Genomic DNA, 17,295 nt, shown 5'->3' on the forward strand with positions numbered 1-17,295 from the left:
GATTATGCGAAAAATGAATTCCATACGACCAGTAGCCCTTCTGCGCAAAAGCCTGCTTATTCCGGTTATTCTACTGACAACAGCGTTGGTGAATCAGGACAATAATCCTGACGTACCCGACCCAGACGTAAAGCGTGAACTTGAATCGTTCAAGGTTGCCGATGGATTTGAAGTCACCCTGTTTGCCGCCGAACCGCTTGTAGCAAAACCAATTCAAATGAACTGGGATGCTGATGGACGGCTTTGGGTAGTGAGCAGTACGGCCTATCCGCACCTTAAAACGGGAGAACAGGCCAACGACAAGATTTTTGTAATAGAAGATACCAACGGCGATGGTAAGGCAGATAAATCGACAATTTTCGCCGAAGGCTTGCTAACGCCAACAGGTATTTTGCCTGGTGATGGCGGTGTGTATGTAGCGAACTCAACCGAAATTCTGCATTTCGCCGATACCGATGGCGACGGGAAAGCGGATAAAAAACGCCGAATTTTGAGCGGCTTCGGCACCGCCGACACGCACCACTTAATTCACACATTTCGCTGGGGACCAGAGGGAAGTCTGTATTTCAATCAGTCGATCTATATCTACAGTCACGTCGAAACACCGTCAGGTATTAAGCGACTGGAAGGCGGTGGCGTCTGGCAGTATCGTCCCGAAAAGCAGGAACTGAGTGTATTCGCTAAAGGGCTTGTCAATCCCTGGGGACTCCAGTTCGACCGTTGGGGCGCTACGTTCCTGACTGATGGTGCGGGTTTCGAAGGCATTAACTATGGATTTCCGGGTGCTACATTCCTGACATCACCTGGTGCCGAACGGATTCTGCGTGGACTAAATCCAGGGCAGCCGAAACACAGTGGACTCGATGTTATTTCGGGCCGGCATTTGCCCGAAGCCTGGCAGGGAAGCGTGATTACGAACGATTTTCGCGCGAATCGAATCAACCGATTTAAGCTGGAAGAGCAGGGAAGCGGTTTTGCCTCGAAGCAACAAGGAGATTTGTTATGGACTGACAACGTAGCGTTTCGCCCAGTTGATATTTCAGTTGGCCCCGACGGTGCGATCTATGTAGCAGACTGGTATAACCCGATCATTCAGCATGGCGAAGTCGACTTCCACGATCCGCGTCGCGATCAGCAGCATGGCCGTATCTGGCGCATCGTCGCTAAAAATCGACCGCTAGTCAAAAAGGGGCAACTTGAAAAAGCAACTGTTTCCGAATTACTGGAAGCCCTTCGAGCGCCGGAGGATTGGACTCGATTACAGGCCAAGCAACTCCTGAAAAAACGTGGCGCCAGCGAAGTGATTCCAGCACTCGAAAAATGGGTGAGTGCGCTTGACAAGAAAGATGCTGATTACGAGCACCTTTTACTGGAAGTACTCTGGACGTACCAGACGTTGGATGTTGTCAATGAAGCGCTATTAACTAGTTTGTTGAAGGCCGAAAACCACAACGCACGGGCGGCAGCGTTACGAGCTTTCTGGTTATGGCACGGCAAACTAAAAAATGAGGCTGCCCTACTAGCGAAAGCCGTACAGGACCCGCACCCACGCGTTCGTCTGGAAGCAGTGATTGCGCTACGAAACGTACCAACGGCAGAATCAGCCCGTACGGCGTTGTCAGTATTAGACCAACCGATGGATGAATTTCTGGATTTTGCTCTCTGGCAAACTGTCCGCGAACTGGAGCCAAAATGGATAAGTCGCGTAAAAACCGACCCAGCGTTTTTGGGCGATGCACGCAGAACGACGTTTGCCCTGAAATCAGTGGGAAATCCAGATGCCGTTGCCCAACTAACTCAGCTGTATCAGAAAGGACAAGTGCCGGAAGACTATCAGAAAGACGTGCTGGCGTCGATTGGCAAATATGGAAAAGCGTCGGAGCTGAATACGCTTTTCGACGTGACTGTTCAGGGCAATACAGCTCAAGATAAGAATACGGCTGCCCGATTAGCAACCTTAGTCGATGCTGCTCGCCAACGGGCCGTAAAACCAACAAATGAGCTGAACCGGATTGTCAATTTCGTCGGTAGTGATGACGAAGCCGTTGCCACTAACGCCATTCGATTGATCGGATTATGGCGCATGGCCGACCTGAGCGACCGATTGGTTAGGCTGATTCGGCAAGGCGATAAACCCGTTAAAAAAGCAGCATTAGGTGCTCTGGCGACAATCGGCAATGAGAATGCCCGAAAGCAGCTGGTCGAGATGACGGGCCCGAAGAACACACCAGAATTGCGTGTGTTAGCTACAGCGCAACTCGTAACAATGGACGCCCCCGAAGCGGCTCGTATCGGCACTGATCTACTGCGAACGATCCCAGAGCAAACCGACGCAACCGAACTGTTTCAGGCCTTTTTTGCCTCGAAAGCAGGGACGCAAGCCTTGGGCGAAGCTATTTCAGCCAAAAATATTCCAGAACTATATGCTAAAGCGGGTCGACAACTGATGCCCCGTGGTATTCCCTGGAATCGGCAAAAGGCCGATGAGGTAGTTGCCTTGCAAAAAGCGCTGGAAGCCTCGGGTGGCACACTCCCGACCGAACGAATGCCGCAACAACTGAACAATCAGGAAATTAGTGCATTAGCGAAAACGATAAGTTCAACCGCTGACCCGATGCTTGGCGAAAAGGTATTTCGCAAAAGTACGCTGCTTTGCCAAACGTGCCATGCCATTGGCGGTGCGGGCGGCCGTATTGGACCTGATTTGAGTAGTCTGGGGACGAGTTCGCCGGTCGAAACCATTATTCGGTCAGTGCTATATCCAACGCTGTCGATTAAAGAAGGGTATGAACTTCAGCGTATTCTGAAAAAAGACGGCACTGAAATGATGGCCTATCTGGTCAGCAACGGCACATCGGAAGTGGTGGTTCGCGACGTAACGGGAATGGAAGTCTCGATTCCGAAGGCGCAAATCAATACGATTGAGAAAACACCCGGTTCACTGATGCCAGTCGGATTGACCGCCGGGCTGGAAAAAGAGGAATTTATTAATCTCATTGGATTTCTGTCAAAAATTGGTGAGTCGGGCCAATTTCGGGTGCCCACAGCCCGTTTTGTCCGTCGCTGGAGTACTGTTTCAACCAGTAAAGAATTGGTAAAGAAGATTGGTGATGCGGGTGTTGGTTACGTAGCGAAAGAGGCCGCTAAACTCTTCGTTCAACCCGTTTACAGCAAAGTATCGGGCGATTTGCCGATTGACGAATTACCCGTTGTTGAGATCAGCCCGACCAAACGTTACAACTTCGTTCGATTTGATATTGAGGTTGTTAGCAAAGGAAACATAGAACTTGCTATCAATTCAACGGCTGGAATAACGGCCTGGGCTGGTCAGAAACCGATTAAACTGACGGCAAACGGCGTCATGACGGATCTTCCACAAGGAATTCATTCCATTACCCTGGCTATTGATAAAACACAGTTTAAAGAAAGCCAGCTGAGTATTCAACTTCAGGATGCACCACAGGCTTCTGCCCAAACCCGGCTCATTATGGGACGATAAACAACTCATTACGTATATGATTTTCCGAACGTTTTAAGCGATTAGGAAACTCCCCGTTGCTGTGTCCTCACAGCAACCTATGCGTCAGCTAAACATGCCTACCGACAGATTGCTGTGAGAACACAGCAACAGGAATCGTATTGCTTTTTCGGAGTAAATTTTAAACATTTCAACCATGCGTACGCAATTCATCCTCTTCGTTAGTACGCTGAGTATCGCCATCTTCGGCTTTACGACCAGCACCGATACGCCTAATCTGGACAACTCGACACTCCGTGGTAAGTCGTTCAACAACATTACGCTGGAGTTGTCGCTCAAGCCGTTCAAAAAGAACGACAAAGCTTACATCGCACAGGTAGCAACCGAACTATTTACACAATGGTCTTCGCTGCTGCGCCATACAGATACCGTATCGGTAATGCTCTGGACATCAGATGGGTCGGAAATCCTGGATTACACGGGCAAGTTAAATCAGCCGCTTGAGTGGGCTAAGTACATGGGAAATCCAAATACCGACCATGAGGTGGGATCAGGCCCAGCTGACCTTTCTCTGCACCAGCGTGCCCAGATTTACATGGATAATCCTCCGGCATTTACGTATGGCGATTTGAAATACATTATCCAGACGCTGAAAGAAGCCGGAAGGCGGGTAACGGGAAAACCCATTCGCATTGGCGCTACGTTCGATCCGGGGCCAGAGTTTGCCAAATCTGAGTTTAAGTACAAAAAACACACTGAAATTCTCGGCGGAAATGCGATGGGCCACAAAACAATGGTCAGTTGCTATTCAACGCTGAATGCTGACAATCAGGCGTATGCAGGTTTTCCGAAAGGCATTCCAGCCAATACGCCGTTTGGCACATTTCTGGGACGGCAAAGTCAACACTTTCTGAGCGATTTAGGGTATGATTTCATCTGGCTCAGCAATGGGTTTGGATTTGGCGTAGAAGGTTGGTCATCGACGGGAGCTATTTTTAACGGGAAAGAATTTGCCGCCGAAAAACTGGCGAATACCCGTGAACTGATCGCTGGCTTCTGGAATTTATTCCGAAAAGAATGCCCTGATTTCCAGATCCAGACGCGTGGAACGAATCTTTCAACGGGCGCTGATTTAGCCCGTGACGGTGTCGATCTAAAACAGATTTACAGCGGAAAATACAACATGTTGCCACCACCGAATTCGCCCTGGGCGGCTTTGGATGGCGATTTTGGATTAGAAATGGTAGGCTATATGTCGCGGATGGCCGAGCTGCCTGACGAACGATATTTGTTTCGCTATTACACCCACGACCCCTGGTGGGTTAATAGCCCCTGGCTGGATCGCTATGGGCAGGAACCGCACGATATTTACCTGCCGATGGCCGTAGCGCGTATCAATGCCAAAGGCGAAATTCGGCTACCAACGCACCTGAATTTCCTGACCGCCGATAATACATACGGCGAAATGCCCGCGCAAGTACCCGACGAGGTAACGCCCCATATCCTGAAAGCCCGCTACGATTCGCCAACCGCACCGGGGCCGCTGGTTTGGGTGTATCCGTTTGACGAATACCATACCTGGGCATACAAACAACCCGACCGATTACCAGAAATCTACTACGGCGACTGGCTTATTCGGCAAGCCATCAACAATGGTTTTCCACTAAATACCATTATCTCGACGAATTCTTTCCAGAAAGTAGTGTCGGATAAACCAGCCTATTTCAATGAATCGGTGTTAGTTAGCATTGTACCTGAGGCAAATTCAGCACTCGAAAAATCGCTGATTACGTTCGTGCAGAATGGCGGTAAACTTCTCGTTTACGGCCCCGCCGATCATGCCGGACCATCGTTCTTAAACTTGTTAAATCTGCAGAACGTAACGGCTATTGAAGGTGATTTTCAGATGAGTTCGACTATCAATACCGATAAATTAACAAAATCCTATCCTGAAAAAATCACACACCGGGCCCTGTTTTCGGGTGGTGGTGTAGCTACGCAGGTAAAAAACAAAGCCGAGACTGATACTAAAATACTGGCGAAAATGACCCAGGCCAGCAATAGTCGCGACGTGGTTTGGACGCGTGAAAAACCTGATTGGAAAGGCGGTAAAGTGGCTTACGTACGCGGCACCAATTCCAGCAAATTTACAGGCGGTAAACTCCTGACGCCCGACGATCCGGAGCAGCTTTTCACAGGGCCATTGCTAATGCGCTACGTATTGAAAGAATTTGGTATTGATTACCAAATCGATAAGCGAAATCCGTCCGTCAAAAATCCTGTGCTGACGATTTCGCGGTCGAGTAATGGGTATTTCTTCTCCGGCTATTGCCCAAACACAACGCTTACGCACCGCTTCAAAATGCCGCAGGGAACACCAATTCTTACGGGCTATGAAACCGAGTTAACAAATGGCTATTCGGTCTATCACATGCCTAAAGCCTGGCATCGCGAAAGCCGTTTCTTCATCGATCAGAACGAGGGCATTGTGTCGTGCCAGGAAATGACATCGGGAGTAGAGCACATAAAACGGTGTGTTCGGCTTACGGGGCTGAAAAACGCTACGGTTCGTATCTATCCCGACGAAGGCGTTACGGAAAAAGGGTTGCACGTGTATGCAAATACGGGCTATCCGTGGGGCAAAAAGCCGCAGGTGGCCTTGAAAGCAGGTGATAAAAAGTTTGGTAATCAGTACGTTGCCGACAATATAACGGGCGATCTGGTGGTGTTTTGGTAACTCTGAACATGTAGCGGATAGGCTTTCTGTTTCTGAGGTTTATCCATCAATTCCTAAAACGTCAATCATTCATCATGAAACTCATTTCCTATTTACTAGGACTGGGGTTGGTTGCCGCTATTGTTTCCTTTCATCAGGAAACAGACGCAATCAACTATACTACCTTACAAGAAGGGTTTAAAAATCCTCCCATTTCGGCCCGGCCAAAAGTGTACTGGTGGTGGCTCAACGGCTATGTCGATACAGTGCGATTGAAAGAAGAATTGCAGGCCATCAAAAAAGCTGGGCTGGGTGGTGTCGATATTTTTGAAATCGGTTTGCCACCCGCCAGCGATCTCAATCAGGTGATTCCACCGGGACCCGCTTTCATGAGCGATGAGTCGGTAAGAACGATTCACATGGCCATAAAAGAAGCGGGTAAATTAGGTTTAGAAGTAGGCCTGAATCTGGCCAGTAGCTGGAATGCGGGCGGCACCTGGGTTGCTCCTAAACACGCAGCCAAAACGATTTATTTTTCCAAAAAAACGGTAAAAGGATCTGAACAAGAGTCGGTTAAACTCCCGTTCCCAACTATTACACCCGATAAACAGGGCAACAAACGTCCTATTGCCTACGGATCAGACGGTAGGCCCGTTTACCACGAAGAAATTGCTGTAATTGCCATCCCTGCTGGTCGTCAGACTCAGTTAGATACGGCACAAATTATCAATATATCGTCTTTTTTTGACCCGAAAAAAGACGAATTACGCTGGAAAGCACCGGCTGGAAATTGGGATATTTACCGGTACGTATGCTCCAATTCTGGCGAGCAACTGATACGTCCTACCCCCCATTCAGTCGGCCCAATCATCGACCATTTCGACTCAACGGCCACGCGGATGCACGTTATGTATTTCATCAATCGACTAAAACCGTTGCTTGGTGATTTTAGTAAAAGTCCGCTCAAAAACCTGTATCTGGCTAGTTATGAAGCCAAGGAATTTACCTGGACACCAACGCTGCCGACCACGTTCCGAAAACTGCACGGCTACGATCTATACAAATTTCTGCCAGCCATTTTCAACAAAGATTGGTATAAACCGGAACTTGGGAAAAGCTTTCAGTTCGATTTCGACAAAACGCTGTCGGAACTGATGATTAATAACCATTACCGGAAATCGAAGGAAATCTGTAATCAATACGGGCTGAAAATCATTTCCGAATCGGGCGGTCCGGGGCATTTGCATCATATTCCAGTCGAAAGTCTGAAGGCATTGGGCGCTTTGGATATACCGCGTGGCGAGTTCTGGTACAATCGCACGTTTTTCATGGAGAATGATAAAGACAGCCTGGTCGATATGATTTACCTGGTGAAAGAGATTGCAGCTGCGTCGCATATTTACAAACGGGGCATTGTAGAAGAAGAATCATTTACAAGCTATTGGGACTGGCAGGAAGGCCCCGGTGACCTGAAATCTCTCGCCGACCGTTCTTTCTGCGAAGGACTGAATCGGTTGGTTATTCATGGTTTCACGCACAATCCGTCGGGGATGGGGTATCCGGGCATAGCCTATTTTGCGGGTACACATTACAACGACCGAAACGGCTGGTGGTCCAAGAGCAAACCGTTCAACGATTATCTCGGCCGCATCTCGTATATCCTGCAAAAAACGGCTTTCGTAGCGGATGTATTGCATTATTATGGAGATAATGTACCCAATCTGATCCCGCCCAAAAATACACGCTTCGCCGTTGGACCGGGCTACGATTATGAGGTAATTAATACCGACGTATTGCTGCGGGATTTAACCGTCGAAAATGGGAAATGGGTGCTACCAGGCGTTGGCACCTATAGCGTACTGAGCATTGGAACGGAAGGGCGGATTCCGGCAGAAGTGCGTACTAAACTCAACCAATTAGCCAAGAAAGGAGCCCGTTTGGCAGAATCGAAATCAGCTCCACTCGAAGCCCTGAAGGCACTGACTATTACACCCGATTTCAGCTATCCCGAGCAGAAAGCAGACCAGCGTTTCACTCCGATTGACTACATTCATTACCAGCGCGATAACCTGGATTTTTACCTGATTCGTAATACGACGAATAAATGGGTTTCGCGAAACTGCACATTCCGCCAGTCAGGAAAAACACCCGAAATCTGGAATCCGGTTTCGGGGAACATCACTCCTATTACCAGCTATACACAACTGAGCGGACGTACCAGCATGCCCATTTCGCTGCCGCCAAACGGAGCCTATTTTGTGGTTTTCAGCAAGGTAAAATCATCTACAGTTGCCCAGCGGAGAGATCGTGAGTATAACTCTGCTGAAGACGCTAAATCCGCGCCAGTTATGACGCTGGAGGGTTCCTGGCAGCTTACATTCCCCAAGGGTTGGGGTGCTCCAGAAACCGCCACGTTCCATAAATTGATGTCGTGGACGCAATCCGACCAGAAAGGCATTAGCTACTTTTCGGGAATTGCTACGTATCAGAAATCATTTCAGTACAAACCCGTGGCAGGAATGGCTAAAAATGGTCGGCTTTATCTGGATTTAGGCAACATATCGAAAGTTGGCGAGGTATGGCTCAACAATAAATCATTAGGCATCGTCTGGACACCACCCTATCGCGTTGACATTACCGACGTACTGAGATCAGGAACCAATACGCTGAAAATAGACATAGCCAATACCTGGTCGAACCGGCTTACGGGCGATGCCATTACGGGCGAAAAATTCACAAAAACCAACATTACAAAAGCCAATAAAAATCTGGTTCCGTGGGGCGAATTACCCCTAATTGAATCGGGATTGTTAGGCCCCGTGACCATCACAACAGCAAACACGATTCGTTGACAAAGCCATGAAAAAGTCTATTGAGTATGTTTTGCTTATAGTGATAGGACTGAATTACAGTCTTTTATCATCCTGCCATCGACCGGTACATCAATACTCAGCACCATCACAGTCGGCGACAGATGTAGTTCGCCTTCATGATGTGGTTTACGGGCGAAAGTTTGGAACGGCACTGACGATGGATGTCCTGAAACCCGCCAAACCCAATGGCATTGCTGTTGTCTATGCGATGAGTGGCGGCTGGCATTCCGATTTCAGCATGATTGAAAAGCGACTCAAGCATTTTCACTATTTCACCGATCGCGGTCAAACTGTTTTCCTGATTCTTCACGGATCGGCCCCTCGCTATCGAGTCGACGAAGTAGTGCAGGATATTCATCGGGCGGTACGATTTATCCGGTATCATGCCGCTGACTATGGTATTGATCCAAATCGATTGGGCATATCTGGCATGAGTTCGGGCGGTCATTTATCCGTTTCCATCGGCACCGGAGTAGGCCGGTCGGATACGCTGAAAACGGCTGATCCAGTTGACAACGTATCTAGTCGCGTGCAAGCGGTTGCCTGTTTCTTTCCACCTGCTGATTTACTAAACTATGGAAACAAAGGACGACTATTCGTGGAGTGCGATACGGTTCGACGCTTTTGGCCGCAGTTTGGCGTAGAAGGCAAATCCAGAGACGAAAAATTGGCCGTAATGCGAAAGTTGTCGCCCATCAATTTTATTACGAAAGAAACACCGCCAACCTTATTGTTTCACGGCACCGTCGACCCGCTTGTACCGCTCGAACAATCGGAACGGTTCATCGCCAAATTAAAAGAAAACGGCGTTCCAGCGCAGTTAATCATCCACCAGGACGGTGCGCACGGCTGGGACGAAACCTGGGAATCTGATCTAGGTGTCGTAGCCGATTGGTTTGAGAAGTATCTTCAAAAAAGATAGATTATTAATCGCAACTCCCTATGAACAAATTACTTACGCTCATCTTATTTACATTTTCGATTACCAGCTTCGCACAACAGGCTGATTCCACTACGTATCTGGCTGATACAAAGAAGGAATTGACTGTGGTATGGCCGAAAAACCGCACGATTAATCTGGTTTTTCACGGACATTCGGTTCCGGCAGGATATTGGTACGACCACGAAGTCCATACACTGGAATCGTATCCGAATCTGTTGCTGGGCCAATTGAAAAAGCAATATCCATATGCCGTCATAAACGTTATCGTAACGGCCATCGGAGGTGAAAACGCGCTGAAAGGACAGACCCGGTTTGAGCAGGACGTATTGGTGCATAAACCCGACGTACTGTTCATCGACTACGCACTGAACGACCGTTTTTCTGACATTAACAAGATCCAAGAAGCCTGGGAAAAAATGATACAGGCCGCCCTTTCCCAACACATCGAAGTCATTCTATTAACTCCCTCCCCCGATCAGCGAATTGATATAGTAGACGCAAAAAATCCGCTGGAACCCTTTGTTCAATTAATTCATCAATTAGCTGAAAAATACCATACAGGCTTAGCAGACCCCTATTCACCATTTCAGCAAATTGCGAAACAAGGCAAGTTGAAAGAGTACATGGCGAGCGTGAATCATCCCAACAAAGCAGGTCACGAAATCATTGTCAGCGAATTGATGAAGTGGTTTACGAATAATAAGTAGAGATTCTACGTTTGGCGGTTTCTCAAACAAAAGAGAAGTTTATGAAACTGGTTTGGGTCCCTCTAGTAGGTTGTTTGCTGTTTTCGTTGGCGCTACGAGCCCAGCCAGGTGAGGTGCGTGAAATCAGAAAAAATGTTCCTCTGGATTCTATCGTTCTCAGTGATCCATTTATCCTCGCCGATAAGAAAACAAACCTGTACTACATGACAGGCACAGGTGGCATGTTGTGGAAGAGTAAGGATTTGAAGCTTTGGGAAGGCCCACACAAAGTAACCAATACCGACCCGAACTCCTGGATGGGCCCTAAGCCGATGATCTGGGCTGCTGAGATTCAACCCTTCAAAAACAAATATTATTATTTTGCCACATTCACAAATCGGGCGGTCAAAATAGATACTGTCAAGGGAACTGCAATCGAACGTCGGGCCAGTCATGTATTGGTCAGCGATAATCCAGATGGGCCTTTCTCGCCGATGAAAGATGCCACTTATTTGCCAGCCGATAAGCCCACGCTGGATGGAACCTTCTGGGTTGATAAAGACGGCAAACCATATATGGTGTATTGCTACGAATGGTTGCAGAACCTAAACGGCACCATTGAAAAGATCGAATTGAAGCCTGATTTAAGTGGCAGTGTTGGCGAAGGGAAATTGCTCTTTCGCGCCAGTGATTCGCCCTGGAGCCGGGAGAAAGACGAAAATGGCAAAGACAAACCGAACAAAGTAACGGACGGCCCATATCTATTTAAGACAGGAAGCGGGCGGTTGGGAATGATCTGGACCAGCTGGATTTACGACGTTTATACGCAAGGAGTTGCTTATTCAAAAAGCGGTACGCTCGATGGGCCGTGGATTCAGGAAAACGATCCGATTACACCACCGAACTATGGTCATGGTATGTTATTTCATACCCTGAATGGCAAACTGTTAATGTCAATTCACAGCCATAGAAAGGCGGCTAATGGACGCACAGTCCGCATACCTCATTTGTTTGAAGCTGACTTATCAGGCGATAAATTAGTCATTGGTAAGCCATACATACCTTAATTCCTTTAAGAACTTAGGGCACCATTGAATCAGCAGGTCGTTGGGTGTGTTCGGGATTGGCGATCACGGCGAATTTGTATTTCTCGCCGTGGTAATACGATTGCTCAATTTCAACAATTTTGTCGCCCGTACAGATTACCGCGCTGTCGAGGACAAAAACGGGCGTCGGTCGGCTTAGTTCAAAATTAGTCGTGTTGGGCTCCAGAATTTTGACTCCCAGCGTTTGTTGTACTTCCGTGATTGTCAGATGGTAATTGGTCTCATAAACCTTAAAATACGAAACCTCAGTAGGCACCCGATTGATTTTGGGGCAAAGTGTCAGGGAAATGTATTTGACTTCGTCTTTAATTAACAGATCGTCGGCGTAGCGAAGCTGATGGAGTTTTAAGACGGGACCGTCAATAATAAAATGGCGACCATTTATTTCCGATGAAATTCCATCCTGTAGAACTGTTTTTTCCAGAACGATATTTTTCGGCGTAAATCCTTCAGCAATCAGGCTATCGTGAAAACCGCGACGGGTTGCATAGATGGAGCCCAACGTCCGTAGCAAATGATGGTCTTCCGTACGGTTCAGCACGTAGGTTCCTTTTCCCTTAATCCGACGCGCCCACCCTTTCGACTCAATTTCTAGTAGCGTTTTTCGAGCCGTGGTATTGCTGATGCTGAAAGTTTTAATCAATTCATTTTCCGACGGAATCTGATCGCCGGGCTGGAGTTCTCCCGTTTTTATTTTGTCAATAATATGCTCGCTCAGCGCTATAAACTTCGCTTTATTAGCTTTAATTTCAGCGGGTTCTCCTTTTTTTTTCATGCCATTTCTTCTTCCAATGTGTCAAGTTAACTGAAACAAACAAGTTATTCTCCCATCCGCCATCGGCTTCTGGCCAACAGCACTTCCTTTCCTGATTCAACCTGCTCAATTCGATGCAGCCGCACATCGGGCGCTTCGGTCATTGACTCAATGCTAAGCTGGTCGTGCCAATGGCTTTCGGTTCGGTAAACTAAGTCAATTTCAGCTAATTCCCGCACCTGAAGTAAGGTATCACCAACGGATTCGAGCAACCAGCCAACATACGCTACATTATTGACGTGCTGATTCTGATCAATGCTCAGCCAGCCAACCTCAACCTGTTTTTTCTGATCAGCCGAAAATGACAGCGTCTGAAAATCAGGTTTGAGTGCAAGTTTGGGCAATGGATACAAGCCCGTTGGCGGAGTCAATTGGCGGATGAAATCCGGAAGCGGTACCATTGTCCGCTTTTCCATACCAAACACGAGCCAGGTGCTGGTTGCGTCGGCCAGTAACGAATCGTTTTCGGCCAAGACCTGAAAATCTCGGTAGATAAAATATTTTTCGACGGCGGTTGGATAGGTTATCAGGCGAATCGGTTGCCCGTAGCGCGGGTATTGATGCATCCGAAGACGAAACCGCATTAGCATCCACCCGAACCCACGGCTCGCCAGATCACGAATACCGATACCGTAATCGATTGCATTACGGTTCGCCGATTCCTGCATTAGATTCATCAGTGCCGGAATGCTCATTCGCCCGAAGGCGTCGCACTCGTAACCACGTACCGTAAACGTATCGGTCTGGATAAAAGCCATACTACAAAGGTACAATGCTATGCTGGGCAACCTATACTAAACATGAAAAGGAGTTTGGGACTACATGATACCATGCCCCAAACTCCTTTTCATGTGTTGTTAACCTGTTATCTACGGATTTGGAACAGCTTTTACTTCTATTTTTGCGCCATTGGCAGTCGAAAATCCGTACGCTTTAATAAGAGCTAACCAGGATAGGTCACTTGGATCGGTTGTGTTTCCGGCAATCTGACGGCTGAAATTGAGATTCGTTTCGGTTAGGTTATCGATTGTCCAGTTATCTACAGCCCCCGACGAGCTCGTTACAATAAAGCCAGTTTCCCCGGTATTTAGCTTCCAGGTACCCGTTAATGATGTATTAGGCAACAGTACCTGCGAAAAAGACCCATCCGATTTGAAGTTCATATAAGACGATGAAAAGTCAACCAGATTTTGGGCTCCTCCTTTCGTGTAGGCCGTTACGGGTACTGTGCCTAGTGAAACAGTAGCTGTCTGAAATTGCCAGTTGCGGGCAATTAGTTCTGATTTCGTTTTTGGTTTAACTTCCTCATCTTTTTTACACCCCAAAAGAAGTGTTGCACTCAGTAAAAAAAGCGTAAATAGTTTTTTCATAATTTGGCTAATAAAGGGAATTAATTGTGAATTACGAATTCAAATTACGTGAATAAATAAGGAGTATCCCTATGAATAGCCATGAAAAAATAGGAATGTGCCATTTATCGATTGATTTAACTGAACTATTCGTCAAATTGACTCAATGATCGGCGCCATCTGAAACTATGCAACGGCTACCATTTTGGGTTTGTGCGTCGTTTCACGGCGGTAGAATATTCGGTAGATAATCGGAAAAATAAGGAGCGTCAGAATGGTAGCTGTAATCAATCCGCCGATCACGACAATGGCGAGTGGCTTTTGCGTTTCAGAGCCAATCCCTGTTGAAACGGCGGCTGGCAGGAGTCCGATAGCAGCCATCAGTGCTGTCATGATAACGGGGCGAATCCTTGATTGCACACCTTCCCGAATCGCAACGTCGAGCGGCATTTTCTGGTGACGATTATTATTGAATACCGAAATCAGAATAACACCGTTCTGTACGCAGATACCAAATAAAGCAATGAAACCTACCCCTGCCGAAATGCCAAAATTAATACCCGTTATATGAATGGCCAGAATACCCCCAATGAGTGCAAACGGTACGTTTAAGAGCACCAGACCTGCGTCTTTTGCATTACCAAAGAGAACGAACAGGATCACGAAAATGGCAGCTAAACTAAGCGGTACCACCTGCCCCAGCCGTCCTGTAGCCCGTACTTGATTTTCAAATTCGCCTGTCCAGTTGATGGAATAGCCTTTAGGCAAACTTTTTAACGCTGTCCGAACTCGTTGCTGTGCATCGGCAATAGTACTGCCCAAGTCACGCTCCCGTACCGAGAATTTGACGCCGATAAATCGCTTGTTGTTGTCGCGATAGACAAACGCGGGGCCTGTTACCTCACGAATCGTAGCGATTTCACGAAGGGGAATTTTACTGCCTCGCAACGTTGGCACCATCAGCCGCATAATGTCGTCTTCGGTTTTTCGATACCGTTCGTCGTAACGAACCCGAATATCGAATTTACGTTCGCCCTCATACAGAATCGACGCAGTTTTACCACCAATTGCCATTTCAATAACGGCCTGTGCATCAGCCGGAGAAACGCCGTATAGCGCCATCTTATGATCGTGAAACAAGACACTGATTTCAGGCTGGCCGATGTTTCGGAGAATACCGACATCTTTTACGCCCGGCACGTCGCGAATGGCGGCAATAACGGTGTTGGCCAGTTTATTCAGTTCGTTGAGATCATCGCCAAAGATTTTTACGGCATTGCTGGCGTTCATTCCGGCTACCGCTTCTGCTACGTTATCGATAATTGGCTGCGAATAATTGTAATTAATACCCTGAAATTGTTTCAGTTTGGCGTCCATTTCCTCGATCAACTGGTCGGTCGTAATCTTCCGTTTCCAATCATCTTTCGGTTTGAGGTTCACCTGCATCTGGACATAATAAAATCCCGACGGGTCAGTACCATCGTTGGATCGTCCCGTTTGCGACAATACGCCGTTCACTTCGGGAAACTCCATCAGTTTTTGCCGGAGTATTTTCACCATTCCCACTGTCTGATTTAGCGAACTGCTCATCGGCAATTTGGCTTCTACCCAGAGAGCACCTTCGTTCAGCGTCGGCAAAAATTCCGTACCCATCAACGTGGCCGACAAGAAGGTGATCGCCATAAATGAAATCGCAGCCAGCAGACTCAGTCGGCGATTGGCGTAGCATCGATTAAAACCAGCCATCACAATCCGATTGAAGAAATTGACCAGCGGATTGTTCTTCTCGCGCACGTTTTTCTTCAGCAGAATCGAGCAAAGCAACGGTACGAGCGTAAGGGTAAACAATAACGCACCAAGCAGCGCAAAACCGAGTGTCCAGGCCAGGGGCGAAAACATTTTCCCTTCTACTTTCTGGAAGGAAAAAATGGGCAGTAAAGCTGTGATAATGATCAACTTGGAAAAGAAAACGGCTTTACCCAGTTCACCGCCCGTTTTTTTGATAAGACCCAGTTTACTCATTCGATTAAACTTAGCCATACCTGACTGATGCGCAAGATGATCGAGCGTTACAAAAATTCCTTCGACCATTACGACTGCCCCGTCGATAATAATACCAAAATCTACCGCGCCCATCGACAGCAGATTGGCCGACATACCCCGTATTCGAAGGCACATGAACGCAAATAGCAGTGCCAGTGGAATAATGATGGATACGATGATCGTTGTGCGCCAATCGGCCATGAACAGAAACACGATCACCGTAACCAGAATAATTCCCTCGGTAAGGTTATGCAATACTGTCCGCGTACAGAAACTAATCAGATTATCGCGGTCGTAAAACGTAACCATTTTGACGTCGGAGGGCAGCACACGCTCGTTCAATTCATCAATTTTAGCCTTGACGCGCTCCAGCACTTCACTCGGATTTTCGTTCTTGCGCATCACGACGATGCCTTCTACTACGTCGTCGTTTTGATCCAGACCAACCTGACCGACGCGGGGGAGATTTGATTCGGCCACCTCAGCAACGTTCTTGACCAGCACTGGATTGCCGTCGAGATCTTCGACAATCAGATTTTCGATGTCCTGAATAGACGTGAGTAAGCCTATGCCGCGTACGACATAAGCTTGTCCGTTTCGTTCGATTACATCACCGCCAACGTTGATATTACTCCGTGTAACGGCTTGATAAACTTCCAGCGGGGTAATGTCGTATTTGGCTAGTTGCGTGGGATTTACGCGTATTTCATAGCTCTTCTCGCGACCACCAAAAGCTACGACATCGGCAACGCCCGCTACCGAACGAAGCTGACGGTCGATTACCCAATTGTGCAGTGTCAGCAATTCGCGGCTATCACGTGAAGCCGATTTGAGGGTAAAGCGAAAAATCTCTCCTGTAGGGCCGTAAGGGGGTTGCACATCAGGCTCAACCCCGTCTGGCAAGGAGACCGTCCGAAGCTGATTATTAACCTGTTGCCGGGCGAAAAAGTCTTCTACATCATCATCAAATATCACCTTGATAATGCTCAGACCAAACATGGTAATGGAACGAACGTTCGTTTTCCGCTGCACTGAGTTCATAGCGACCTCAATCGGTACCGTAACGAATCGTTCGATTTCCTCCGCCGACCGACCGTTCCATTCCGTCACAATGATAATCTGTGTATTAGTAACATCAGGAAAGGCTTCGAGTGGGGTATTCAGGTAGCTGACCACGCCGGCAACCACCAGACCGATGGTCATAAAAAAAACGAAAAAGCGGTTCTTAAGCGAAAAACCGACAATATCCCGAATGAATCTGTTCATTGGCAGAGGGCTCGTGGCAGA

General features: G+C 47.7%; 10 protein-coding genes. 6 read left to right on the plus strand and 4 right to left on the minus strand.

The window, feature by feature from the left end:
- The first annotated feature begins 4 nt into the window (after positions 1–4).
- The 6 genes from ACYVE4_RS04420 (at position 5) to ACYVE4_RS04445 (ending at position 11,763) form a co-directional block, all read left to right on the plus strand.
- Positions 5–3,499 (plus strand): PVC-type heme-binding CxxCH protein, encoded by a 3,495-nt coding sequence (locus ACYVE4_RS04420; protein ID WP_460995704.1) that lies wholly within the window; start codon positions 5–7, stop codon positions 3,497–3,499.
- Between the two features lie 175 nt (positions 3,500–3,674).
- Positions 3,675–6,215 (plus strand): hypothetical protein, encoded by a 2,541-nt coding sequence (locus tag ACYVE4_RS04425; RefSeq protein WP_460995705.1) that lies wholly within the window; start codon positions 3,675–3,677, stop codon positions 6,213–6,215.
- Positions 6,216–6,289: 74 nt separating this feature from the next.
- On the plus strand, positions 6,290–9,046 hold the full coding sequence (locus ACYVE4_RS04430; RefSeq protein ID WP_460995706.1) for a glycosyl hydrolase: 2,757 nt from the start codon (positions 6,290–6,292) through the stop codon (positions 9,044–9,046).
- A gap of 7 nt (positions 9,047–9,053) precedes the next feature.
- Positions 9,054–9,989 carry an alpha/beta hydrolase gene (locus ACYVE4_RS04435; protein WP_460995707.1) on the plus strand — a complete coding sequence of 312 codons (936 nt, stop codon included), beginning with the start codon at positions 9,054–9,056 and terminating at the stop codon, positions 9,987–9,989.
- A gap of 20 nt (positions 9,990–10,009) precedes the next feature.
- Positions 10,010–10,717, plus strand: a complete 708-nt coding sequence (locus tag ACYVE4_RS04440; RefSeq protein WP_460995708.1) for an SGNH/GDSL hydrolase family protein — start codon at positions 10,010–10,012, stop codon at positions 10,715–10,717.
- A 41-nt stretch (positions 10,718–10,758) separates the two neighbouring features.
- Positions 10,759–11,763 carry a glycoside hydrolase family 43 protein gene (locus ACYVE4_RS04445; protein WP_460995709.1) on the plus strand — a complete coding sequence of 335 codons (1,005 nt, stop codon included), beginning with the start codon at positions 10,759–10,761 and terminating at the stop codon, positions 11,761–11,763.
- Between the two features lie 13 nt (positions 11,764–11,776).
- On the opposite strand, the gene ACYVE4_RS04450 is transcribed toward ACYVE4_RS04445, so the two are convergent.
- From ACYVE4_RS04450 to ACYVE4_RS04465, 4 genes are all read right to left on the minus strand, one after another.
- Positions 11,777–12,577 (minus strand): GntR family transcriptional regulator, encoded by an 801-nt coding sequence (locus ACYVE4_RS04450; protein WP_460995710.1) that lies wholly within the window; start codon positions 12,575–12,577, stop codon positions 11,777–11,779.
- Between the two features lie 44 nt (positions 12,578–12,621).
- Complete coding sequence (locus tag ACYVE4_RS04455) at positions 12,622–13,374, minus strand: acyl-[acyl-carrier-protein] thioesterase (protein ID WP_460995711.1); 753 nt, start codon at positions 13,372–13,374, stop codon at positions 12,622–12,624.
- 111 nt (positions 13,375–13,485) lie between these two features.
- Positions 13,486–13,986 carry a hypothetical protein gene (locus tag ACYVE4_RS04460; RefSeq protein WP_460995712.1) on the minus strand — a complete coding sequence of 167 codons (501 nt, stop codon included), beginning with the start codon at positions 13,984–13,986 and terminating at the stop codon, positions 13,486–13,488.
- 165 nt (positions 13,987–14,151) lie between these two features.
- The gene (locus tag ACYVE4_RS04465; RefSeq protein WP_460995713.1) at positions 14,152–17,274 is read right to left on the minus strand and encodes an efflux RND transporter permease subunit; all 3,123 of its coding nucleotides are present in this window, start codon (positions 17,272–17,274) and stop codon (positions 14,152–14,154) included.
- Positions 17,275–17,295: the final 21 nt, after the last annotated feature.

The organism is Spirosoma harenae, from assembly GCF_054776975.1.

Bases quoted from the DNA above. Each gene is read 5' to 3' on its own strand.
- ACYVE4_RS04435 (WP_460995707.1), top strand. From the start codon at position 9,054: ATGAAAAAGTCTATTGAGTATGTTTTGCTTATAGTGATAGGACTGAAT.
- ACYVE4_RS04440 (WP_460995708.1), top strand. From the start codon at position 10,010: ATGAACAAATTACTTACGCTCATCTTATTTACATTTTCGATTACCAGC.
- ACYVE4_RS04455 (WP_460995711.1), bottom strand. From the start codon at position 13,374: ATGGCTTTTATCCAGACCGATACGTTTACGGTACGTGGTTACGAGTGC.
- ACYVE4_RS04430 (WP_460995706.1), top strand. From the start codon at position 6,290: ATGAAACTCATTTCCTATTTACTAGGACTGGGGTTGGTTGCCGCTATT.
- ACYVE4_RS04450 (WP_460995710.1), bottom strand. From the start codon at position 12,577: ATGAAAAAAAAAGGAGAACCCGCTGAAATTAAAGCTAATAAAGCGAAG.
- ACYVE4_RS04460 (WP_460995712.1), bottom strand. From the start codon at position 13,986: ATGAAAAAACTATTTACGCTTTTTTTACTGAGTGCAACACTTCTTTTG.
- ACYVE4_RS04425 (WP_460995705.1), top strand. From the start codon at position 3,675: ATGCGTACGCAATTCATCCTCTTCGTTAGTACGCTGAGTATCGCCATC.
- ACYVE4_RS04420 (WP_460995704.1), top strand. From the start codon at position 5: ATGCGAAAAATGAATTCCATACGACCAGTAGCCCTTCTGCGCAAAAGC.
- ACYVE4_RS04465 (WP_460995713.1), bottom strand. From the start codon at position 17,274: ATGAACAGATTCATTCGGGATATTGTCGGTTTTTCGCTTAAGAACCGC.
- ACYVE4_RS04445 (WP_460995709.1), top strand. From the start codon at position 10,759: ATGAAACTGGTTTGGGTCCCTCTAGTAGGTTGTTTGCTGTTTTCGTTG.